Annotated in this window: 19 protein-coding genes and 1 pseudogene; 12 read left to right on the forward strand and 8 right to left on the reverse strand. The window is 63.5% G+C overall.

Annotation, left to right across the window (positions count from 1 at the left end; genetic code table 11):
* Positions 1-67 precede the first annotated feature (67 nt).
* The 3 genes from IVB40_RS20060 to IVB40_RS20070 are packed head-to-tail and all read left to right on the forward strand — an operon-like array spanning position 68 to position 3,986.
* Positions 68-2,839: a molybdopterin cofactor-binding domain-containing protein gene (locus IVB40_RS20060; protein WP_247816087.1), complete on the forward strand. Its 2,772-nt coding sequence runs from the start codon at positions 68-70 to the stop codon at positions 2,837-2,839.
* Positions 2,836-3,360 carry a (2Fe-2S)-binding protein gene (locus IVB40_RS20065; RefSeq protein ID WP_247816088.1) on the forward strand — a complete coding sequence of 175 codons (525 nt, stop codon included), beginning with the start codon at positions 2,836-2,838 and terminating at the stop codon, positions 3,358-3,360. Before IVB40_RS20060 ends, IVB40_RS20065 begins: the two co-directional genes overlap by 4 nt.
* 8 nt (positions 3,361-3,368) lie before the next feature.
* Positions 3,369-3,986, forward strand: a complete 618-nt coding sequence (locus IVB40_RS20070) for an Isoquinoline 1-oxidoreductase subunit (protein WP_247816089.1) — start codon at positions 3,369-3,371, stop codon at positions 3,984-3,986.
* Positions 3,987-4,184: 198 nt separating this feature from the next.
* Here IVB40_RS20070 and IVB40_RS20075 read toward each other — a convergent pair whose 3' ends face one another.
* Positions 4,185-4,871: an outer membrane protein gene (locus tag IVB40_RS20075; RefSeq protein WP_247361382.1), complete on the reverse strand. Its 687-nt coding sequence runs from the start codon at positions 4,869-4,871 to the stop codon at positions 4,185-4,187.
* A gap of 313 nt (positions 4,872-5,184) precedes the next feature.
* Positions 5,185-8,283, reverse strand: a complete 3,099-nt coding sequence (locus tag IVB40_RS20080; protein ID WP_247816090.1) for an autotransporter domain-containing protein — start codon at positions 8,281-8,283, stop codon at positions 5,185-5,187.
* A gap of 372 nt (positions 8,284-8,655) precedes the next feature.
* Here IVB40_RS20080 and IVB40_RS20085 point away from each other — a divergent pair, with 372 nt between their 5' ends.
* Complete coding sequence (locus IVB40_RS20085; protein WP_051462929.1) at positions 8,656-9,453, forward strand: helix-turn-helix transcriptional regulator; 798 nt, start codon at positions 8,656-8,658, stop codon at positions 9,451-9,453.
* Positions 9,454-10,587: 1,134 nt separating this feature from the next.
* Here the strand turns inward: IVB40_RS20085 and IVB40_RS20090 are convergent.
* Entirely contained in the window at positions 10,588-12,351 is a 1,764-nt protein-coding gene (locus tag IVB40_RS20090; protein ID WP_247816091.1) for a HAMP domain-containing methyl-accepting chemotaxis protein, read from the reverse strand.
* Positions 12,352-12,731: 380 nt separating this feature from the next.
* The gene (locus IVB40_RS20095; protein WP_247816092.1) at positions 12,732-13,436 is read right to left on the reverse strand and encodes a GrlR family regulatory protein; all 705 of its coding nucleotides are present in this window, start codon (positions 13,434-13,436) and stop codon (positions 12,732-12,734) included.
* A 338-nt stretch (positions 13,437-13,774) separates the two neighbouring features.
* On the opposite strand from IVB40_RS20095, the gene IVB40_RS20100 reads away from it, so the two are divergent.
* The gene (locus tag IVB40_RS20100; RefSeq protein WP_247816093.1) at positions 13,775-14,224 is read left to right on the forward strand and encodes a hypothetical protein; all 450 of its coding nucleotides are present in this window, start codon (positions 13,775-13,777) and stop codon (positions 14,222-14,224) included.
* 105 nt (positions 14,225-14,329) lie between these two features.
* Here the strand turns inward: IVB40_RS20100 and IVB40_RS20105 are convergent, their stop codons facing one another.
* The 4 genes from IVB40_RS20105 to IVB40_RS20120 form a co-directional block, all read right to left on the reverse strand.
* Positions 14,330-15,151: a tetratricopeptide repeat protein gene (locus IVB40_RS20105; protein WP_027569734.1), complete on the reverse strand. Its 822-nt coding sequence runs from the start codon at positions 15,149-15,151 to the stop codon at positions 14,330-14,332.
* A gap of 32 nt (positions 15,152-15,183) precedes the next feature.
* On the reverse strand, positions 15,184-15,867 hold the full coding sequence (locus IVB40_RS20110; protein WP_247816094.1) for a substrate-binding domain-containing protein: 684 nt from the start codon (positions 15,865-15,867) through the stop codon (positions 15,184-15,186).
* An 18-nt stretch (positions 15,868-15,885) separates the two neighbouring features.
* Positions 15,886-16,587, reverse strand: a complete 702-nt coding sequence (locus IVB40_RS20115; RefSeq protein ID WP_027569732.1) for a GrlR family regulatory protein — start codon at positions 16,585-16,587, stop codon at positions 15,886-15,888.
* A 194-nt stretch (positions 16,588-16,781) separates the two neighbouring features.
* Positions 16,782-17,816 (reverse strand): glutamine synthetase beta-grasp domain-containing protein, encoded by a 1,035-nt coding sequence (locus IVB40_RS20120; RefSeq protein WP_007591833.1) that lies wholly within the window; start codon positions 17,814-17,816, stop codon positions 16,782-16,784.
* 537 nt (positions 17,817-18,353) lie between these two features.
* Here IVB40_RS20120 and IVB40_RS20125 point away from each other — a divergent pair.
* From IVB40_RS20125 to IVB40_RS20155, 7 genes and pseudogenes are all read left to right on the forward strand, one after another.
* Entirely contained in the window at positions 18,354-18,557 is a 204-nt protein-coding gene (locus IVB40_RS20125) for a DUF2735 domain-containing protein (RefSeq protein ID WP_007591835.1), read from the forward strand.
* 167 nt (positions 18,558-18,724) lie between these two features.
* Positions 18,725-19,468: a tyrosine-protein phosphatase gene (locus IVB40_RS20130; RefSeq protein WP_247816095.1), complete on the forward strand. Its 744-nt coding sequence runs from the start codon at positions 18,725-18,727 to the stop codon at positions 19,466-19,468.
* Between the two features lie 40 nt (positions 19,469-19,508).
* Positions 19,509-20,189 carry an SDR family oxidoreductase gene (locus IVB40_RS20135; protein ID WP_247819565.1) on the forward strand — a complete coding sequence of 227 codons (681 nt, stop codon included), beginning with the start codon at positions 19,509-19,511 and terminating at the stop codon, positions 20,187-20,189.
* 53 nt (positions 20,190-20,242) lie between these two features.
* A complete protein-coding gene (locus IVB40_RS20140) occupies positions 20,243-20,440 on the forward strand; it encodes a hypothetical protein (RefSeq protein ID WP_027569729.1) in 198 nt (65 codons plus the stop codon).
* Positions 20,437-20,685, forward strand: a pseudogene (locus IVB40_RS20145) (hypothetical protein); the annotation flags it as partial. The gene IVB40_RS20140 and the pseudogene IVB40_RS20145, both read left to right, overlap by 4 nt.
* A gap of 196 nt (positions 20,686-20,881) precedes the next feature.
* Positions 20,882-21,634: a DUF2161 family putative PD-(D/E)XK-type phosphodiesterase gene (locus tag IVB40_RS20150; protein WP_247816096.1), complete on the forward strand. Its 753-nt coding sequence runs from the start codon at positions 20,882-20,884 to the stop codon at positions 21,632-21,634.
* Between the two features lie 27 nt (positions 21,635-21,661).
* On the forward strand, positions 21,662-21,967 hold the full coding sequence (locus IVB40_RS20155) for a hypothetical protein (RefSeq protein WP_007591844.1): 306 nt from the start codon (positions 21,662-21,664) through the stop codon (positions 21,965-21,967).
* Positions 21,968-22,036: the final 69 nt, after the last annotated feature.

Genomic DNA, 22,036 nt, shown 5'->3' on the forward strand with positions numbered 1-22,036 from the left:
ATGCCCTCCGGACATCGCATGCTGGCCGCATCCCGATGTTCTCGAAACTCTGTACAAGGATATGATCATGGGGCCTTCGCGACGTGAGTTCGTGAAGTGGTTGTCGGCGGGAGGCATCTCGGTCAGCCTGTCACATCTGGCGTCCGCGGCGGGCGTGCCCTTCGCAGCGCACGAGACGCTGCCCGGACGCGGCAAGTTCAATCCGGCGGCAACGGGCGCTGGCCGTGTCGACGGCGTCGCCAAGGTCACCGGCGCAAAGCTCTACGCTTCCGACTTCCGCGCCAACGATCTGCAGGGCTGGCCACAGACCACCTCGCACGCGATCCTGGTCCGCGCCAACGACGCCACGCATGTCTATACCGGACTGGACCTCGCCCGCCTCGGCGGCGCGCTCAAGCCGTCGGTGGTGGTGACAGCCGCCGATCTCGACCGGATCGGGACGCAGGTGCCGGAATTCTATGCGGGCGACCTGTTCTGTCCGATCGGCAAGACGCCGCTTTATCTGGGACAGCCGGTAGCGCTTTTGATCTTCGAAAAGTTCGACGCCTTCGACCAGGCGCGTCTCGCGCTGCGCGACGGCACGTTCGTCCAATTCGGCGAGGAGACCGGGCCTGTCGTCGTCCCCGATTACGGGGCCTTCCGCTTCACCCGCGTGGCAGGTCCCTCGCCTGACCAACCGGATGTCTATTCGCCGCTCCAGGCCGGCTGGGTCTCGCCCAAGAAGGTGCAGAGCGCGGCGCTGCCGGTGTGGTCACCGCTCGCGAAGGACATGCCGGCGGATTACGCCAAGGCGGCGAAATATGGCGAGCAGATCCGCGCCGAGCTTGCAGCGAATGACGCCTCGATGCTGGTGCTCGACCGCGAGTTCGAGACGCAATCGGTCGACCCGATGTTCCTCGAGCCGGAATGCGGGCTCGCCTGGTACGACGGCAAGGGCGGCAATCTCGAACTGCTGCTTGGCGTACAGTCACCTTACGAGGCGGCGGAGTCGATCGCGCATCTGTTCGGCAAGGCCCGCGCGCCCTACAAGCCGGCGCACATCAACGCGCAATTCGCCCATGTCGGTGGCGGCTTCGGCGGTCGCGATCACACGCCTTTCATTCTCTATGTTGCGCTCGCGGCGGTCTGCTTTCCCGGCAAGCCGGTGCGGCTGGCCCATGACCGCTACCAGCAATTTCAGGCCGGCATCAAACGCCATTCGATCAAGATGCGCTCACGCATCGGCATCGATCGCGCGACCGGCAAGATTAAGGCGTTCGCCGCCGATCACGTGCTCGACGGCGGCGGGCTCGCCCATTTCTCGGCCAGCGTCGCAATCGTCGCGGCCACCGGCGCGATCGGCATCTACGACATTCCGAAGGTCGACGTCAGGACCGTCGCGGTGCACTCGCGCGGCGTGAGCGCAGGCTCGATGCGCGGCTATGGCATCCTGCAAGCCATGACGGCGCTGGAGGTCCTGATCGACGAAGCCGCGTCCGAGCTCAAGCGCGATCCGATCGAATTCCGGCGGCGTAACGCGCTGCCGCAGAACGGTCGGACCATGACGGGCAATCCCTACATCGTCTCGGTGCGCACCCCCGAAATCCTCGACAAGCTCGAGAAGCATCCGATCTGGCAGCAGCGGGCGCAGTTCAAGCAGACATCGTCGGATCGGCTGGTCGGCACTGGCGTTGCCTGCGTGACGAAAGACTATGGCTCCGGTGCGGACGGCTCGCTCGGACGCGTCGAGCTTGGACCTGACGGCAAGATCGTCATCTATTGCGATCATGTCGAGATGGGCAACGGCATCGGGACGGCGCTGGCCAACCGGGTCGCCGGCCATCTCGGCGCCATTGCCGATGAGGTCTCGGTCGCCCGCGTCGACAGCTATGACGTACTCGGGCTGGTCACATCCGGCGATCCCTCCACCATGGACCAGAAGACCCAGGATGCCGCGGAGAAGAACCCGCGCTGGGTGCCCGCGATCAGCTCGCCGACGAGCTCCTCGATCGGCGCGCATGTCGGCACGCATTCCGCCGCGGAAGCCGCCCGCGTGATTTTCCGCTTCGGCCTATGGCCCGCGGCGCTTGAGCTGTGGCGCATCGCAAAGACCGATCCGCGCGCGGGGCAATGGGCCAGCGCAAGCTGGCAGAACGGCCAGCTCATCATGCCCGGCCTCGAACCGCTCGCCCTCCCTGCGCTCGCGGCGACAGCTCACGCGCGCGGCTTCGTCACCGGTGCGGTTGCGCACAGCTTCTCGCGCTGGGCGTGGTCGCGGGCACGCTTCCCGCTGTCCGGCGAGCAATACCGCGCCGAGATCGACGCGCTGGCGATCCGCAAAGGCAACGGCAAGTTCGAGCGGATCAACCGCAGCAGCGTCAAGTTTCCGCCGACCGACAACAACCGGATCGGCACCGCCTACACCTCGATGTGCGGCACGGTCGTCCGCGTCGAGATCGAGCGCGCCACCGGCGCGCTTCGCATCGCCAAGGCCTATAGCGTGCTCGAATGCGGCACCGCGCTGGTGCCCGAGGTGGTGATGGGCCAAGCCCAGGGCGGCTTCGCCATGGGCGTCGGCTACGCGCTGCTCGAAACCCTGCCCCCGTTTGAGGGCGGCCCCGGCAACGGCGAATGGAATCTCGGGCGCTATCTGGTCGCACGCGGCTCCGACCTGCCGCTCCGCGATCTCGAGATCGAGATGCTGAAGCCGCTAGTACCAGACGAAGCGCCGAAGGGCATGGCGGAGGTCGTGATGATCCCGATCGTGCCGGCGCTGATCAACGCCATCCACGACGCCACCGGCCATCGCTTCCGCGCGCTGCCGGTCACCGCAAGCCTATTGAAGGGAGTGCTCGCGTGACGACCCTCAGCCTCACCATCAACGGCCAGAAGCACGGTCCGATGGACGTCCGCGACGATCTCTCGATGAACGATTTTCTGCGCGAGATGCTGGGCATGACCGGCACCAAGTTCGGCTGCGGCGCCGCGCAATGCCTGAGCTGTGCCATCATCGTCGACGCGCCCGACGGCACCAGCACCACCAGCCCGACCTGCGTCGCGCCCGCCGTGAATTTTAACGGCAAGTCGATCCGCACCGTCGAGGGGCACGCCAGGGACGGCGAGCTCTCGACCCTGCAAAAGGCCTTCATCGCGCATTTCGCCTTTCAGTGCGGCTATTGCACCGCCGGCTTTCTCAACGAGGGCCAGGTCTTGCTGGAGCGCCTGTCGCGGGCACCGGTCGCGCGCGAGGCGCTGGAGCAGACCATCGCGGATGCGCTCGACGGTCATCTCTGTCGCTGCACCGGCTACGTCAAATATCACGAGGCGGTGCGCGACGTGATCCTGGCCGATTCAAGTCGCTACCTCATGGCCACCAAGTGACACGCATCATGACATCCGACGTGCGGTTCAAGATGATTGCCGTGGTCGCCGCCCTCGCCGGCAGTCTCAGTGCGGGCTACGCGGCGTCGGAGACGGCAAGCCACGCCCTCGCCTCGCCCGAGAGCTTCGCCGCGATCGGCGACACAGAGAAGCGTTCGGCCGCAATCTTCACCGAGCTCGGCAAGGTGCTGACGAATCCGCGCTGCACCAATTGTCATCCGGCCGGCGACAGGCCGCGCCAGGGCGACAATGCCCGTCTGCATCAGCCGCCGGTCACGCGCGGCGCTGACAGCCATGGGCTCGAGGCGATGCGCTGCAACACCTGTCACCAGAAGGCCAATTTCGAGCCCGGCCGCATGCCCGGCCATCCCGACTGGCATCTGGCGCCGCGCGAGATGGCCTGGGAGGGCAAGACCGTCGGCGAGATCTGCGAGCAGATCAGGGATCCCGCGCGCAATGGCGGGCGCAAGGTGGAAGACCTGATCGACCATATCGGCAAGGACACCCTCGTCGGGTGGGCCTGGAAGCCCGGCTTCGGCCGCTCACCCGTGCCGGGCACGCAAGAGCAGGCCGGCGCGCTGGTCGAAGCCTGGGTGAAGACCGGAGCGGCCTGCCCGGCGCCGTGACGACGTCGAAGCATGACAAAAAAGCTCCAGCGAAGCAGCAGTACGGTGACAGGGCATCGAGGCTTCACTCCTTCGACGCCGAGAAAATGCAAACCAACGCAGTGTGAAAAATAACTGAGGGGCTCCGTCGCCGGGGCCCCTCTTGCGTCTCGTTCTCAGCCAACGTCTGAAAGCTTCGTTCGCTTAAGCTTCGTTCGCTTAGAAATGATAGTTCACACCAGCGCGCACGACGTGCATGTCTGTTTTTTCGCTGACAGAGAAACCGGTGCCTGGGGGAAGGCCAAATTGATCTAGGTTGAATGCGTCCTTGCCCAGGTCAACGTAAAGGTACTCGGTCTTCAAAGACCAGTTTTGTGCGATCATGTATTCGAAGCCGGCGCCGGCGGTCCAACCGAGCTTCGTATTCGTCCCGAGTGGAACGCCGCTGTTGGTTGTTGTCTGTCCATAGGCGAGACCGCCCGTCGCGTAAACGACGAAACGCTCCCACGGCAGGAAACCAATGCGTCCGCGAACCGTACCGAAATAATCCACCGTCGTGCCGGCGGCGCCGCCAAAAAGCGCGGGGATCCCGAGGCTGCTTTTCACATCGGTGCCCTGAATGTCAGCTTCGAAGCCATACAAGAACTGTGCGGCCTGCCAGTTGTAACCAAATTGGCCGCCGCCGAGAAATCCGTTCGACTTGAGGGCCAGCACTCCGCTCCCGAAAGGAGACTCAGTGATGATTGCCGATTCACCGCCGCCATATCCGGCGTTCACACCGACGTAGAAACCTGTCCAATTGAAAACCGGAGCGGCATGGGCCGGCGCCTTTGCGTACAAATCAGCGGCCGATGATGAGCCAACCATAGTCAGTAAGGCCACCGAGGCCATCAAGATCTTCTTCATTAAAGCCCACCTGTTTTTTAAGTTATCGACTGTATTCATAGCTTTCGAGAACGGTAGCAGTGCGTCCTCATCGTCACGCTCTCGACTCGTCTTTCAGTAAGAATGACGCTCGGTAGCAAGCAGACAGCGTCATTCGGGTCGGCGGCGCCCGCGCGCCGCCGCTTCTTCGCGATCTCAACAGCGCGCCAATCGATCTCATTTCTCAAGCGCACTCCGTCCCGGGAACGGAGTCCAATCGAAATTGTAGTTCACGCCGAGCGTCATCACGTGATCGCGCGGCCTGATCATTTCCGACGGCACCGCTGCCAGGAGTTCACCACGCATATCGCACCACGCCTTTGCCGGCGTAGCTGCGCGTCACGTTGGAGAACTCGCCTTCGAAAGTCGCGGCGGTCGACCAGCCGTTCATCCATTTGGTTTCGGCGGATGCGGTGAGAAGCGCGGAATCGGTAGCCTGCGGGGCGCCGTTGACGAAGAAGCTGGCGCCCGGCAGAGTCTGGAACGTCGCACCGATGCCGCGGTCGGAACTGAAGTCATGCGCCCAGGCCACGCGGCCGCGCAGCGTCAGCATCGCGCTCTGCATGGCGAAGGATTTGTCGGTGCGCACGCCGAGTTCGCTGCGGGTGTCGGTCACGCTCTTCGCCGTATAAGCGAGCGTAAAGGTGTTGTTGCCCGAGATGACACCTTCCGCATAGGCCGGCAGTTCGAACGTGGTGAACTGGCCCGCCCCGTAGGGCGTGAAGCCGATCCCGCCGATCAGGGGCGCCACGAAGCGGTAACCGCCCTCGACGCGGCCGGACCAGGCATTGGCGTTGAACTGCGCGCGCAGCCGATCGATGCCGGCAATGGTGACGGTGCGATCGGTGGTGACATCCTGCCAGCCATAGGCGAGTGCGCCGGAAACATAGGCGGCGCCGATAGTGTGCCGAACGAACGCGCCGGCCTGGAACAGGTCGGAACGCCCGGTGCCGTTATTGGCGACGCTGAAACTGGTACCGCCGCCGGCCAGCGAGAAGCCGGCGATGGTAAACGGCGAGAAGCGATAGTCAGCGCCAACAGCTGTGCCAAAGACCTGCGACGTCGCCGCATTGGAGCCGGTCACGTTGTTGCCATTCGTCGTTTGCGAGCCGCCGAAGCCGGCCGCCCACACGCTCCAGCGCTGCTGGAACGGCACCGCAGCTGGCGCCTTGGTGTAAATCGCCGCCAGCGCATCGTTCAGATTGCGCTTCTTCGCGGCAAAGGCGAGCGCTTCCTCGTCGGCATAACCGGGGGCGTTGCCGCCGGCAGTTCCGCCGTCATCGCGTCCGGCAATGAACGGGTCGGTCATGACGCCCATGAACTGGTTCATCGCGTTGAACGTGGATTGCTGCGATCCCGTTCCGGTCTCGCCGGCCGCCTGCGAGAGCCCCTTCGGCGACATGCTTGCGAACACTGCGGGAATGCCGCCGGTGGTGTTGAAGAACTTCGTCAGCGCGTCGCCGACCGCCTGCTGATTGGGGTTGAGGCCGCCTGGAATGCCAAAATTCAAGACCATGTCCAGGTAGACGTTGTTGGCATCGTAGCTCAACGTCGAAGAAAAGTTCGATGGCGCACTGGAAGTAATCACGCCACCGAAGGCACCGCTGACGCCGCCCGTCGCGGTGAGGATGATGTACTTTTTCTGCACATAGGTCCCGGGCGCAAAGCTGGCGCCCACCGCAGCGCCGCCAAGCGTCGCTGTACCGTTGACGACCGTGAATGAGGCCGTCGTGGGGTCGATTTGGACCAGATATTGCGCGGCCGCCTGGAACGCGAGATTGCCCGTTATCACCATCCACGAACCCGGCGTGCCGTTGCCAGGCGTAAACATGCCGGAGATCGTGCTGCTGGCGCCGGTCACCGTGCCGGCGCCTTGCAAAACGGCGAATGTCTGGTTGAAGCCGTTCAAATCCAGCGTCGCGCCGCCCGCGACCGAAAACTGATTGCTGGTCCCGAACGCGGCGGCGTGTCCGGCGCGCAGCGTTCCGCCGTCTACCATCGTTGCGCCGCTATAGGTGTTGGCCGCCGAGAGCACCAGCGTGCCGACGCCGTTCTTGTTCAGTCCCCATATTCCGGCCTCGACACCCGTGCCGCCAGAACCGGTCTGGTCGGCGATGCCGTCTGAAAGTGTTTGCGTCGCGCCGCCGCCGGGCTGGAAGTTGAGGATGCCGTTGCCTTGAAGGAAGATGCCGGCTCCAAAAGCAGAACCGCCACTACCCGCCGTGCCATTGTCCACGCCGCCAAAACCGTTGCCGCCCGTGCCGCCGACTCCCCCGGCGACGCTGCCGCCGTTGACGTTGAACGCGCCGGCGATCGTTAGCGAGCCGCCCTCCTGAACGAACATGGCGCCGCCCAATCCGGCGCCGCCGCCGCCGCCGCCACCTCCACCACTGCCACCGTTCGCCGCGATGCTGCTGCCGTTGCCACCGACGCCACCACCAAATCCTCTACTCCCGCCGGTTCCGGCCACCTCACCCAAATGGTCTGCCCCGCCGCCGCCGCCGCCGCCGCCACCAACGCCACCAGCGCCTCCCTGATGGCCCGCTATCGAGTGACCCCCTGCGCCGCCGCCGCCAAATCCCCCCGAGCCGCCTCTGTCGTCCGCAGCACTATGAGTGCCGCCGCCGCCGAAACCGCCTTGGCCATTGCCGAATATGGGACTTCCGCCGATCCCGCCGGCACCTCCATCGCCGCCACCTCCGCCGTTAATGCCACCGGGGGAGCCGCCGAAACCCTGTCCGCCACTTGCCGCACCAACGACAATGCCCGCCCCGCCTCCGGCCCCTGTGTCGCCATCGGCGCCGCGTCCGACACCGCCACCGGCGAACCCGCCCACTGCATGGCCGCCGAGACCGCCGCCTGCGCCGCCGGCCGTTCCTGCGCCCGGCACGCCGTCACCGCCGACAGCGCCGGCGCCGCCGGTTGCGTTGTTGCCTGAAAGAACGACGTTGCTCACGGTCACATGGCCACCGCTCGCCACGAACAGCGCGCCGCCTGCACCGAGGCCGCCAGCGCCGCCCCCGCTACCGAATCCAACGTTGCCCCCGTCGCCGCCAAGCGCCTGGGTGTTCTGGATCGTCAGATTGTTAATGGCGACAGTGCCTGCGTAGACAAAGAACCCGCGCTGCACGCCACCGCCGTCCAGCCTGAAGCCGCCGCCATTCACCGTGACGTTGCTGGTGGTGTTGAAGGCGCTGAGCGTGTCGGCCGCTGCGCCAGTCAGCGTGATGTTGTTCTGGAAATTGATGACATAACTCGCGCTGGCATTGCTGTCGGCCTGCGCGATCGCCGCCGACAGGCTGGCACCGTCGGACACATTGATGACCGTCTGGGCGTGCGCACAGGTGCAACTGATCAGGGCATAAGCCGTGCCGCTCAGGAGAGTTGATCGCACCAGAAGCTCGCGGCGCTGTCGACGGGCAGGCGTATTCTTCACTTCATTGCTCCACCGCCGGCACCCTGGCCAGTGGAAGCTGCGAGTGCCGGAATAGCGCCTGACAGGACGAAGAAAGAGCCGGGCCATCGCCTGTCCGTCCGGCCTTCGCCGGGCCATCTAAGCCGGCGCGCGCCCGTCGTCGTACGCATCGCTGATCTCCCAATGTCGCTACGCTGAGAGAATCCGTCTTCCCAGTCACGGCGCCGAATATCGCGCCACTGGATAGGTCTGAGAACTACCTAGAAAGGTGGTTCGCCGTGCTTTATGTATGCCCGCGCAGGTCGGCGACCTCTGAGGTCAGAGAAACTCTGCACGCGCACTGGGAATGACATGCTTCTCTCCACGGATCCCATCGATCCGCAAAATCAAGACGTCTATGCACTCTGGGATCAACTGGCCGACTTCTCGGTAGCCGATGGTGATGCTGCGCTGACCCACCTGATGTCCGCACTGCGCACCATGTTGTCGGCACGCAATGTGCTGTGGGGCGTGGTCGTGCGATTGCCTTCGCCGAAGCGGGCCGATCCCCTGCTCGGCTGGCGTCCGCGCCTCGTCAGGGTGCTGGACCCGGTACCGGCGGTCGCGGCATCCGTGCAGAAGCAGTACGATACGCTCTGGTCGGACGACGTCGACCTGTCGCAGATCCTGTCAATGTCGGGCGATGAGCCGTTCCGCGTCCGCCTGCTGTTCGAAACGCTGCCGCCGGCATGGTTCGAGGGCAAGCACTATCGTCGGCACTATCTGGATGTCGGCTTCGCCGACAGCATTTCCGTGCGCATCGCACTCAATGACGATTTGAGGATTCGCCTGTTCGTGTTTCGTGATGCCCAGCAACCCCGCTTTACGGCACAGGACGGCCAGCGTCTGGGCTCCGTGATGCGCGCCTTGAGATGGTTTCACCGTCAACAATTGCTCAGCCATGGTCTGCTCATCGCCAACGCGCCCCTCACGCCAGCTGAACGCCGGGTGTTGCTCGGACTGCTCGCAGGGGACACGGAAAGGCAGATCGCGCAAAAGCTCGAGCAGAGTCCGAACACCACGCATTTTCACGTCAAGTCGATCTACGCCAAGTTCGGCGTGCGCAGTCGCCAGTCGCTCGCCGCCCTGTGGCTCGGCAAGCTGCAATAAACGAACTCAAGTCCGCAGTTAACCCGGCCTGACACAGGTCGGTAGAGGCTGTTCTCAAACACGGACGGCGGGCCGATGCACCCCTTGACCGACGAGGAAATCGTTTGATGGGAGTTCTATACAACCGAAGCCCTTTGGTCTGTGGCGCGCCTCGCAAGTCAAAGAGCCGCTGCGGCACCGGGCTCTCGCGTGGTCGAAATTTCTTAGATCAGGACTTCGCAACTGACCCGGCCTTCCGGCGAAACCGCCACCGGTCGCAGCAGTCGAGCTTCGATGCGATAACCACGCGGCCCTCAATGAAATGCGCCGCTACTTCGCTGATGGTCCAAGAGCAGAAGTCGCAGTGCATGAGCGCGCCGACGCGGCAGCCTTACTCTTTGTTCTCAGTCCAGGTTTGCTCGCCGCACTGGCACTTGAACATGCGAACGATTCCACCGGTATCCGGGTTGAGCATCTTCACCGCGAGGGCCAGCCTTCGGCCACAGTGATTGCAGGGCTTGGTCGGATTTGGCTGATAGCTGGAAAAGACTTCGTTTTTGAAATCGCGGTCCACTGTACTGCACTCAGGTTGCGAGAATCACTAAGTTCCAACGTGCACAATTGTTCCGCAGATTGAACCAAGCGAGCGCGAATTCAACTGAGGCTGCGGGCGGTTAAGTAGCCCCGGTGTCGCGCCGAGAATGAGAACAAATCGGCATAGAACGCGAACCTCCATGTCCTCTTGGGTCAACAAAGCCGGTTTGACTGGAGTCGTGGCACTTCCGGACTGACCCGAACTGCAGATAGATCGCTGCACGGCGTCCGGGCAATGCGAAGGGCCAACACCGGAAGTGTCAACTCACCACATGTATCTCACCACGCCGAACTGGCTCTCGGCTGCAAACTTCCGCTCTAACCTCTCGAGCCGACATGCATCGCACCGCGTCAACCGAAGCGATGGGCCAACAGAGGAAGTCAGCACGTCGATCACGATTCAAATCCGTGACGCCGCAAACTAGCGGCGGCCGGCAGGGACCATGCGCTCGCGAAAACAGAAGCCATCCTCCATAGAAGCTTTCGAGCTTTTGGTCTGCCTCGTTATTGAAGGCTTCATATCGCTCGAGTGCATTTGCCTCCAGATATCCGGGCCCAGGACTACGCAGCCCTCACTGTGCTAAGAAACTTGCCAACCTCCAGCTTGAGACGATTAGAATCACCTGAGAGTGACTGCGCAGCAGATAAAACTTGCGAGGAAGCCGACCCGGTCTCACTAGCTCCCCGCTGCACATCCATGATGTTGGAGGAGACCTGCTGGGTGCCTTGCGCCGCCTGCTGGACGTTGCGGGAAATCTCCTGCGTCGCCGCGCCCTGCTCTTCGACTGCTGCGGCAATGGTTGACGAAATCTCCGACAGCCGCTCGATGGTGCCGCTGATTTCCTTGATGGCGCTCACCGATTCCTGGGTCGCGGCTTGAATACCGGTGATCTGCTGACCGATCTCGCCGGTCGCCTTTGCGGTCTGCTCGGCCAGGGCTTTAACCTCCGAAGCCACGACTGCGAAGCCGCGACCGGCCTCGCCAGCACGGGCCGCCTCGATGGTTGCGTTGAGAGCCAGCAGATTGGTCTGGCCGGCTATGGTGTTGATCAGTTCTACCACATCGCCGATGCGCGCGGCAGCCTTCGACAACTCGCCGACTCGATCGTTGGTGGTGCGGGCCTGGTTGACGGCATCATTGGCCATTCGCGCCGATTCCTGCACTTGGCGGCTGATCTCATTGACGGACGACGTCAGTTCCTCAGTGGCGGACGCCACAGACTGCACATTGGTTGAGGCTTCCTCCGAGGCCGCAGCGACCATGGTGGTGAGCTCCTGCGCTCGCTCGGCGGTGGAAGTGAGCGTTGCCGCGGAGGCCTCGAGTTCGGTCGAGGCCGAAGACACGGTTTCGATGATCTCGCCGACAGCGCCTTCAAAACCATCAGCGAGCTTGATCATGTCCGCCTTGCGCTGCTGCGCGGCAACTTGGTCCTGCTTGATCTTGGCTTCGGCTTCCGCTTGGGCCTTCTGTGCCGACACCACCTTGAATTTCTCGACCGCTCCAGCGACCTGGCCAACCTCGTCCTTACGGCCGAGGCCGGGCAGCACCACTCCGAAATCACCCTCGGCAAGCTTCTCCATGGAAAGGCTCAATGCGCGCATGGGACGGGCAATGCTGAAAATCGAGAACACGCAGCTTGCGACCAACAATAACGCTGCCGACAGGCCGATCGCCAGCGACATGAGTTCGGCTGAAGCCATTTCCTTTGCGGCAGTGACATTGGCCTCATCGGCGCTGCTCTTCGAAAATTCAACAATTTTGTTGGCCAGCACCTCAACTTCGTTCGCGACGGGCAAAATCACCTCGCGAGCGACGCGGACTGCCTCGTCGTTGAGTTTTGCGATCTTTGCAACAGCATCAGCCGGCAGTTCGCCGCCGGCGACGCGCTTAGCTTCGATCCCAATGATCTCGGTCTTGATCGCTGCGATCTGCTGGGCACCCTTGGCATATTCTCCAATACCGCCCTTGAGCTTCTCCATGCGTCCTCGATTTTCCGGGGAATGGCTCAGCTTCAACATCGCGTCGGCAAATCCGTGTGCCCGCGTCACCCGGGCCGCAAGGTACTCGCTCGCCGCTTTGAAGCTCTCGGGGCCATTGGCGAGGCGCATGTCGCGAAGGCCGATCTGCATGCCGCGCTGCGCCGCCTTCGCCTCTGCAGCAGTGAGCGCGATTGTCTGTTGCTCGGTCGCAGTCTGATTAGCTCTTTTAACCGCCAAGTTGCCGGACATCTGGGTGTAGATCATCAGGCCCACCAGAAGAATGCTCAGGGCCGAAGCGATCCCAAGCTTGGTTCCAATGCGCAAATTCTGGATCATGCCAATCATGTCGTTTCCTCAAAATGTGTTCAGCCCATCAACGATGTGCGGTCGGCAATTGATGATTTGGGGGGCGAGCGGCGGTGCTCTGCCTAAATCTGAGGCACGGCTGGTATTGTTAGTCTTAACATTCCGTTACGTAAAAATACGGATCCACCCTGCTCGCAATTTTGGGCGTCCTCGCCGGAACGGCACAGGTTGACACGGTGGTGGTGCGATCGAGGATGATCTGCAATGGCGGAATTACCGAATGACGCTTCGTTCAGAAGCGCCGCTATCGGAAGTTCAACGAGAGATCCGCAATGGGGTCACGTGCTGACCTCGACCTCAGCGGAACGCCAGCCTGCTTATCTTCGCAAGCGGACACCCCGGACCTTTGAATAACCGCCCTACGCCCGTCGCATCAACTTGAGCGATGCTGCCAGCCGCAAGCTGCGCTTGCCTGCAAGCGCGATGCCTTCGAGCTCGCCGCTGTCCGTTGTGCAGGTGCCGGAGAAACCGATCCCGACCTCATAGCCGCCGAACACGGGGTTCTCGCCTTTCGCCGGCGTGTGCTCCTGGTTGAGGATTTCGCCCTTCCAGCGGCCGTCGGCCGAGGAATAGGAGCCGAGATAGTAGAAGAACGCATCGCCGCCGAGGATGCGGCCGTCCATCAGCAGCATGACGCCGGAGAGCCCGGCATCGACGCCGTCGAGCGCGCGCAGGTGGATCGCATAGAGCCCGTTCACCACCCCGCCCGGACCAATCGTCCCCTGCGGCGGCACCCCCTCGTCATCGAGCCGGGTGAGATTGGCCCAGAAACCGGCGCCCGGCATCGTGTCCGCGCTGCCCGCGAGACGGATCTGGTTGCCAACGAGCCGGCCGCGCGCGCCGATCGAGGCGACGTCGGCCCCCATCAGCGGCTTGTAGTTGGGATCGTCGTTATGCCGTTCGGTGATGACTTCGGCGATGATCTCGCCGTCGCGCTCGAAATAGCTTCCGAGATGCGCGAAGGCCGAATTGCCGCCCAGCAGCTTGCCGTCATGCATGCACATGATGCTGCGGCCGAAGGCATCGTTGACCCCGTATTCAACCTTGTAGAGTCCGTCCAGCAACGCAATTGACCCGGAATATCAGAAGGAAAGCACGCGCTACCTAGCACCGCCATCGCACCAAGACCATCGGGCTTTTTCGCGCAGGGGCATTCGCGAAGCCACACCCTGCCATGATGCCATCATGCGCCTGTTTTGCCCGACGGCGCAATAGATTTCGGCAATTCCGCAGGAGGCGATTTCACACCATCTGCGGGCCTGTGATTTCAAACACTTGGCTACTGTGCATGGGGTTGTTTTTCGAGTTTTTTGTTTGGCCGGTCGCGAGCCGCCCTTACGCACTCCCCCAAGCCGGCTTCGAACCCGCCGGTTGAGGCGCGCGACAAACCGGCATGGATCACATGGAGCCATCAGCCGAGGCGCAGATCGCAACCTTCATCGCAAGCGCGGCGAAGCAGCCGCTGCTCGATGCCGCGTTCGAGCTTTGGCGCCGACGCACCCAGCTGGATTCGGTCGAGGGGCGCCCGACCGCCGAAGAGGTCCGCGTCAACCGCACTCTCACGCCGGAGCAGATCAGCGCGAAATACCGCTGGGATCGCGACCACGCCCATGAAGGACCGATGTTCGATTATCTGAAGCGCGCTCATCCGCGTGCCGATGACGACGCGATCAGGCAGGCCATCATCACCGCCGTCAGGTTCGAGGACGCGACCTTCACGTATTTCAGCTGGGATGGCGATTTCTGGGACTGCGTCGTCCGCGCGGTGGCGAAGGCCTCCGCGCACTATCCCGATTTCCTCGAGACGACCTATCGCGACGCCCGCAACAACGTCGCCTACTACTACAAATGAGCTACAGCATGATCCGGACCCGCAGGGCCGCGTTGGCGCAAAGTGCACAGCGGTTTTCCGAAGAGATCATGCTCCCAAATAAATCCAAAGCGCGTTCAACGCGCTTTAGAAGCACAGCGTGGTGACGAGCTTGCCCTGCTTGTCCTTGATCGCATAGGGACAGCGCAGCCGCTCCAGCGCCTGCTTGGCATCCGCATCGCCGAGCGCTGCGGCGCGCTCGTAATAGGATTTCGCGGCGTCCTTGTCCTTTGGCCCGCCGCGGCCTTCTTGTGCGAAGGCACCCATCCGCTCCAGCGCGCCGGGATGGTTTTGCGCGGCCGCCTTCTCGAACAGCGCGCGCGCCGCGGCGTCGTCCTTCGCCCCGCCGGTACCTTCGGAGAGCATCACGCCGAGCTGGTACTGTGCCTCGGCATTGGTCTCGGCGGCCCTGCCGAGCAATGCGCGCGCCTGTGCGGGATCGGCCGGCGCGGCACCGCCGGTACCACTGAGCGCGGCGAGATTGCTGATGCCGCGGGGATTGCCGGCCTGCGCCGCCTTCTCGAACAATTTGCGCGCCTGCGCTTCATCCCTGGCGACGCCGGAGCCGGTACCGTAGGCCACACCGAGCTCGACCATCGCCGCACTCGATCCCTTGTCGGCGGCCTTGCGCCAGGCTGCCATCGCTTCCGCCGTCTGCCGGTTGGCCGCATAGGCGCGGCCGAGCGCGAACATCGCGCGTCGCGATGACGGCGCGGCCTGCTTGCAGAACTTGATGGCGGTCGCAACGTCGGAGGCCGCAATCTCCGTCACGCCCCTCATGTCGGCCGGCTTGTCGGGATCGCTGGGGTCGGCGGCGACCCGGTCGCACAGGACGAGATCGGCCGATTGCGCATGCGCCGACAACGGCGCCGCAAGCGTGAGGAGGATGGCAACGAGGAAAGTCCGCATGGACGCCAGGTTGCGTCGTGGCCCCGGCAAATTCAAGGCTCCAGCCCCGATTGGCGCAGCACGGGAATGACCTCGGGCGATGCCAGATAGCGCAGCAGCCGGTCAGCGGCTTCGGCATGTTTGGCGTTGGCCATCCGGCCGGCGGAGAACACGGCCGGCGTTTGCAGATCGTGCGGGACCGGGCCGACCACCTCGATGCCTTCGACCTGCTTCAGCTCGCTGATCTGCTGCACGGCGAGGTCAGCTTCGCCGGTCACGAGCCGCTCTGCGGTAAAGCCCTGCTCGACGATGGTGGCCTTGGCATTGATCTGGGCCGCGATCCCCATCCGGACGACCAGCTGGGCGAAGTACACGCCGCTCGCGCCCAGCCGCGAATAGGCCACGGACCGCGCCGCCAGCAGCGTGTCGCGCAGCGCGCATGCGGTGGCGATGTCGGGATGTGCTTGCCCTGCCCGCACCGCGATGCCGACGAAGGAGCGCGCGAGATCGGCTGCGTTCCCTGAGACGACGCGGCCCTCGCCGATCATCTCGTCGAGCCCTTCGCGGGTGAGGATCACGAGATCGGCGGCCTCGCCGTCCCGCAACCGTTTGAGCAGCGCCAGGGTCGGCGCAAAGTCGGCGTCGATGCGGACGCCGGTCGCGGCCTCGTGCGCGGAGGACAGGCTGCGCATCGCGCCCATCAGGCCGAGCGTCGAAAGCATGCGAATTGTTTCCATCAGCGATTCCCGTGGCGATCAGGCGCGGTGCATCAGCTTGAGCGCGGCGGTCAGGCGCAGGCTGCGCTTGCCGGCGAGCGCCGTTGCCTCCAGGACCGCCTCCTCGGCATCATAAGTGCCGGAGAAGCCGATGCCGACCTCGTGGCCGCCGAAGATCGGGTCGTCCTTGGCCGGCGTGTGCTCCTGATTGAGGATCTGGCCCTTCCAGCGCCCGTTGGCGGCGGTGTAGCTGCCGAGATAGTAGAATGATGCGTCGCCGCCGAGGATGCGACCCTTGTTGAGCAGCATCACGCCGGTGAGACCGCCGTCGACGCCGTCGAGCATGCGCAGATGCACCGAGTAAAGCCCGTCGGCGATGCCGGCCTCGCCGACGCCGCCGGCGATCGGCATCTCGTCTTCGGTGATCGGCGTCATCAACGACTGAAAGGGTACGCCGGGCAGTTCCTTGAGCTCGCCCTTGAAGCGATAGAGATCGCCGTCGGCCCAGCCCTTGGCCAGCAGGGTCGCATCGTCCGTGCCCGCCATGGCGCGATAGGTCGGATCGGGGTTGTGGCGGACGGTGTTGATCACGATGTCGACGCCGGCTTCGGTCTTGGCGTAGGTGCCGATATGGGCGAAGGCCGAATTGCCGCCGAGCATCTTGCCGTTGCCAGCATGCATCACGCTCCGGCCGACCCCGTCGCCGAGCTGAAATCTCACCTTGTAGAAGCCTTCAAACACCAGCCGTCCCCGGCCCTGCACGCATCCAGGCGCACTCTATCCCGCTTTCGGCGGCGATGGACAAATTTCCCGCCATGACGTCCGAGGGGTCTCCGCAACGGCTGTCATCAGAATGAAAAATCCGCCGAAGCCTTTCGGCTTCGGCGGATCGAAGTCCAACCCGGGCCAGCCCCCCAGCCCGGGCCGGGAGGATCTTAGGCGGCGGCCTTCTTGTCGGCCGGCACGGAGGCGATCGTCTTCAGGATCTGCGAAGCGATCTGGTATGGGTCGCCCTGCGAATTCGGACGACGGTCTTCCAGATAGCCCTTGTAACCGTTGTTGACGAAGGAGTGCGGCACGCGGATGGAAGCACCGCGATCGGCAATGCCGTAGCTGAACTTGTTCCAGGGCGCGGTCTCGTGCTTGCCGGTCAGACGCTTGTCGTTGTCCGGGCCGTAGACGGCGATGTGGTCCATCAGGTTCTTGTCGAAGGCCGCCATCAGCGCCTCGAAGTACTCCTTGCCGCCGACCGTACGCATATACTCGGTCGAGAAGTTGGCGTGCATGCCGGAGCCGTTCCAGTCGGTGTCGCCGAGCGGCTTGCAGTGGAACTCGATGTCGATGCCGTACTTCTCGGTCAGGCGCAGCATCAGGTAGCGGGCCATCCACATTTCGTCAGCGGCCTTCTTGGAGCCTTTGCCGAAGATCTGGAATTCCCACTGGCCCTTCGCGACTTCCGCGTTGATGCCTTCATGGTTGATGCCGGCAGCCAGGCAGAGGTCGAGATGCTCTTCGACGATCTTGCGGGCGACGTCGCCGACGTTCGAGAAGCCAACGCCGGTGTAGTACGGACCCTGCGGGGCCGGATAGCCGGAGGCCGGGAAGCCGAGCGGACGGCCGTCCTTGTAGAAGAAGTATTCCTGCTCGAAACCGAACCAGGCGCCGGAATCGTCGAGAATGGTGGCGCGCTTGTTGGTCGAGTGCGGCGTCTTGCCGTCGGGCATCATGACTTCGCACATCACGAGCACGCCGTTGGTGCGGGCGCCATCCGGGAACACCGCGACCGGCTTCAGCACGCAATCGGAGCTGTGGCCTTCAGCCTGCTGGGTGGAGGAGCCGTCGAAGCCCCAGAGCGGAAGCTGCTCGAGCGTCGGGAACGACGCGAATTCCTTGATCTGAGTTTTGCCGCGCAAGTTCGGAGTCGGCGTATATCCGTCGAGCCAGATGTACTCGAGCTTATACTTGGTCATTGAGCCTCTCTGTAGATGATGCGAAAGGTGGGGGCCGCAGGCCCCCGCACGATTGTTTACCCGGCCAACATCGGCCGACCCTTTCCAAGCATTTAACGTGCCAAAAGGCCGCAGCGCGGGAGGTTTTCCACCGCGGCCGGCCCCCTCTCCCTCCCGGCGGATCGGCCAGTGCGCCGTGCGTCATAGCGGCGCACCTTTGCGTGAAGCTGCACCGCAAAAATCCCGCGGAAATCGCCCGATTCTGGAGCAGGCAGGCCCGGGTCTAGGTTGCCGGCTAAACGCGCATCAACGTCCGGCAATATTCGCCAAGTCTGCGCCCGTCGCCCGCAACCTTCGCAACGGCCCACGCGTTAGCCACCCGAGCGCTGCCTTAGAGGAAGCAGAATGCAGTCTGCCTACAAAATAGGCCAAGGCTGATTTCCTTTTCAGCACTTTGCATTTCGGAATGCACGGCCGATATGGGGATTCCAGTAACCACAAGCCAACGAGTCGGGCGCACCATGGAGGCCCAGCGCTGCGATCTCGGGAGATACCGCAATGATGAACAATGGACTGAGTCACGGATCTGCACAGATCTACCAATTCCCTGTCGGGGGCCGCTCGGCTCTCGGGGGGCGCCGCAACGGTGAGACCCGCCTTCCCGCCAACCACGCCTCGCTCCCCGTGAACGAGACGATTTGCAGCGGCAGCTGGTACCATCAGGAAGCAGTCGATGAAGCCAAGCCGAAATGGGATCGCTGATGCCTGCGTTCGGTTCAATACCGCCGCGGTCTCTCAATGCCCGGCGTCAGTCGAAAAAGGGTCGAAACAACGGTGTTTCGGCCCTTTTTGATTCCGGACTTGATTGCGGGATCATATGGTCGCACAGGCGGTCACCGACCGCTTCAGATGCGTGACAAGACACCTCCATGAAAGACTCCCCTACCCGCCATCTCGCCCTGCAAGGCGCCAGCAATTTTCGCGACCTCGGCGGCTATCCGACCGCAGATGGCCGCACCACGCGCTGGCGGCACATCTTCCGCTCCAACCATCTCGGCCAGCTCACTGCCGCCGATGTCGAGATCGTCCGCGCGCTGGGCGTGCGCAGCGCCTTCGATTTTCGCGGCGTCGAGGAGCGCGCGGCGGGTGTCTGCGTGGTCAGCGAGATCGCCGTGCACTCACTGCCGATCGAGCCGACGGTCGTGGCCGCGCTGCGCGCCGAGCTCGCCAGGGGCAGGCTGACCGCGCCGGTCGCGCTCGAACTCATGCGCGAATCCTATCGCAACTACGTCCGCCACAACACGGCCAGTTTCCGCAACCTGTTCGGTCATCTCCTGGAGGACCGCGCGCCACTGGTCATTCATTGCACCGCCGGCAAGGACCGCACCGGCTTTGCCAGCGCGCTGATCCTGCATGCGCTCGGCGTCGCCGACGAAATCATTGCCGAGGACTACCTGTTGACCAACCGGCACTACAAGCGCGACGCATCAAATGTCTCCGATCTTCCCGCCGATGTTCTCGACGCGATCGGCACCGTCGAGGCCTCGTATCTTGCCGCTGCTTTCGAGGCCGTCGGTAGCGAGTATGGCGATCTCGAAACCTACTTGCGCGACGGTCTCAAGCTCGGCACAGCGGAACGGACTGCACTGAAGGCGCGCTATCTGCAATCGTAAGCGGGCATAAATCTTAAGCGGCCGTGCCGGGAGAACAATGATGCAAGGCAAGGTTCTGATCGTGACCGGAGCACTCGGCGCACTTGGAAAAGTCGTAGCCGAGACCGCGCAGTCGCGCGGCGCGCGCGTGGCCGGAATCGACCATGCGCCATCGCAAATCTCCGCGACGCCTGAGCGCATCGAGATCGGCGGCGTCGATCTGTCCGAGGCGGCACAAGCAAAGACGGCGGTCGAGGCGGCGGCAAGACACTTTGGCAAGGTCGACGTGTTGGTCAACATCGCCGGTGGCTTCGCCTTCGAGACCGTGGGCGACGGCGACGTCAAGACGTGGCAGCACATGCATGCGCTCAACCTGCTGACGGCGCTCAACGCCTCACACGCGGCGCTGCCCCATCTGGCCGCGTCCACAGCCGGCCGCATCGTCAATATCGGCGCCATGGGAGCGCTTCAGGCCGGCTCCGGCATGGGGCCCTATGCGGCTTCGAAAGCCGGCGTCCACCGGCTCACCGAGGCGCTGGCGAGCGAGTGGAAAGGCAAGGTGACCGTGAACGCGGTGCTGCCCTCGATCATCGACACCGAGGCGAACCGCGCCGACATGCCGAAAGCCGACTTCGCCAAATGGGTGACACCGCAGGAGCTCACCGAAGTCATCCTGTTCCTCGCCAGCGATGCCGCCAGCGGCGTCACCGGCGCGCTGATCCCGGTCGGCGGGCGGGTGTAGGTTCAACTGCCGCCCACCTTTTCTAGACCTTCCTGCATTGCTATATTCGAACCATGACAACGGAAGATATCGAGCAAGCGGTCGAGCGACTTACGCCTGACGAATTGGCCCGGTTTCGTGCATGGTTCGAGCAGTTCGACGCTGAACGCTTCGATCAGGTCCTGGAGCAGGATATCAAGGCGGGTAAGCTCGATCAATTTGCCGAGGAAGCGCTGAGCGATTATCGCGCCGCCCAAACGCGCGACTTGTGAAGCACACAGCTTCCACGAGATTCTGGAAGGCTTATGAGGCATTGCCCGTCAATGTTCGGCGGCTCGCCGATGCCAATTTCAAGCTGCTGAAGAACGACCCAACGCATCCCTCGCTTCAATTCAAACGGGTCGGACGATTTTGGTCCGCCAGAGTCGGCCTACGTTATCGCGCCCTGGCTATCAAGTCTGATGGAGCCTGCGTCTGGTTCTGGATCGGCTCGCACGCAGACTACGACCGTCTCATAGGCGAAAGGCGTCAATCCGGCACCCAAGAGCCGGAGATTGCCTTTGAAACGGATGCTCTGCTCGCCGGTGAGTGCGATTTTCTCGCCAACAGCCGGATCATCTGTTCCCGATCAAATGGCGCAGAGCCCCAAGCCCGTTCCGGGCTAAACTGCCGCAACTGATTCTCCGATCGGACGTGACACCCGGAAGCTTTCTTTGGAAACCACGCTCTACCTGCCTGTCAAACGCTTCCTCGAAGAGCTCGGCTTCACGGTCAAGGGCGAGATCGGCGGCTGCGATCTCGTGGGCCTCAGCGCCGGCGATCCGCCGGTAGTCGTGATCGGCGAGCTCAAGCTGAGCTTCAATCTCGAACTAATCCTTCAGGCGGTCGATCGTGCACCGGCCGGCGACGAGGTCTGGATTGCCGCGAAGATGTCGGTGCGCGGCAAGGGTCGTGAGACCGACGCGCGCTATCGCAATCTCTGTCGCCGCCTCGGCTTCGGCATGCTCGGGGTGACCGACCGCGGTCAGGTCGAGGTGCTGGTGAAGCCGCCGACGGCAGCGCCACGCCGCGAGCCGAAGGTCCGTTCGCGCCTCGTCGCAGAGCATCAGCGCCGCCAGGGCGATCCGGTGCTGGGTGGCAGCACGCGCGCGCCGATCATGACGGCCTATCGGCAGCAGGCGCTGGCCTGCGCCTCGGAGCTTGCGGTAGGCCCGCGGAGGGTGAGCGAATTGCGCCAACGCTGTCCCGATGCCGGCAAGATCATGCTTAACAATGTGTATGGCTGGTTCGAACGCACCGAGCGGGGGATCTACGGGCTGACGGAAGCTGGCCACGCGGCGCTGAAGCGCTGGCCACAACAGCGGGTCCAGTTGTTGCCGGTGAAGCGTCACCACCTGACGCCCGACCGGTGCATAGCTGAGATGCCGCACCGATTTCATATTGCAATGCAACATAGACAGCACTAGGTATCCCGGCATCGAAACGAGGCCGTTATGAACGCAGACTGGAATACGAAATATGGCACGCGGCGCGTGCGCCACGATCCGCCGACCCTGGACGAGGCGATCTTCGCCGCCGTCGGCATCACCGATGATCAGGAGCAGCAGGCCGAGATCGCCGCAGCCCTGATGGGCATGCCGCTCGATGTCGTCCAGGCCGAGGTCAAGAAACAGGTTCGCACCAACAGCCGCATCACCTCGACGCGCGTGATCGCCGGCGAACAGGGCGCGCAGCGCTCCGTGGTGGTCGAACGCCGTGTCGTGCGCCGCTTCGGCAACGACAAGCGCACCGGCACTTGAGCTCGCTATTCTGAATACAAAAGCGGACCGGTTTTGCCGGTCCGCTTTTTTGATTCCAGTCGGCTTTTT

The organism is Bradyrhizobium sp. 40 (genome assembly GCF_023100925.1).
GTDB lineage: Bacteria > Pseudomonadota > Alphaproteobacteria > Rhizobiales > Xanthobacteraceae > Bradyrhizobium.

Bases quoted from the DNA above. Each gene is read 5' to 3' on its own strand.
- IVB40_RS20060 (WP_247816087.1), top strand. From the start codon at position 68: ATGGGGCCTTCGCGACGTGAGTTCGTGAAGTGGTTGTCGGCGGGAGGC.
- IVB40_RS20070 (WP_247816089.1), top strand. From the start codon at position 3,369: ATGACATCCGACGTGCGGTTCAAGATGATTGCCGTGGTCGCCGCCCTC.
- IVB40_RS20075 (WP_247361382.1), bottom strand. From the start codon at position 4,871: ATGAAGAAGATCTTGATGGCCTCGGTGGCCTTACTGACTATGGTTGGC.
- IVB40_RS20085 (WP_051462929.1), top strand. From the start codon at position 8,656: ATGCTTCTCTCCACGGATCCCATCGATCCGCAAAATCAAGACGTCTAT.
- IVB40_RS20090 (WP_247816091.1), bottom strand. From the start codon at position 12,351: ATGATTGGCATGATCCAGAATTTGCGCATTGGAACCAAGCTTGGGATC.
- IVB40_RS20100 (WP_247816093.1), top strand. From the start codon at position 13,775: ATGGAGCCATCAGCCGAGGCGCAGATCGCAACCTTCATCGCAAGCGCG.
- IVB40_RS20105 (WP_027569734.1), bottom strand. From the start codon at position 15,151: ATGCGGACTTTCCTCGTTGCCATCCTCCTCACGCTTGCGGCGCCGTTG.
- IVB40_RS20110 (WP_247816094.1), bottom strand. From the start codon at position 15,867: ATGGAAACAATTCGCATGCTTTCGACGCTCGGCCTGATGGGCGCGATG.
- IVB40_RS20120 (WP_007591833.1), bottom strand. From the start codon at position 17,816: ATGACCAAGTATAAGCTCGAGTACATCTGGCTCGACGGATATACGCCG.
- IVB40_RS20125 (WP_007591835.1), top strand. From the start codon at position 18,354: ATGATGAACAATGGACTGAGTCACGGATCTGCACAGATCTACCAATTC.
- IVB40_RS20130 (WP_247816095.1), top strand. From the start codon at position 18,725: ATGAAAGACTCCCCTACCCGCCATCTCGCCCTGCAAGGCGCCAGCAAT.
- IVB40_RS20135 (WP_247819565.1), top strand. From the start codon at position 19,509: ATGCAAGGCAAGGTTCTGATCGTGACCGGAGCACTCGGCGCACTTGGA.
- IVB40_RS20140 (WP_027569729.1), top strand. From the start codon at position 20,243: ATGACAACGGAAGATATCGAGCAAGCGGTCGAGCGACTTACGCCTGAC.
- IVB40_RS20155 (WP_007591844.1), top strand. From the start codon at position 21,662: ATGAACGCAGACTGGAATACGAAATATGGCACGCGGCGCGTGCGCCAC.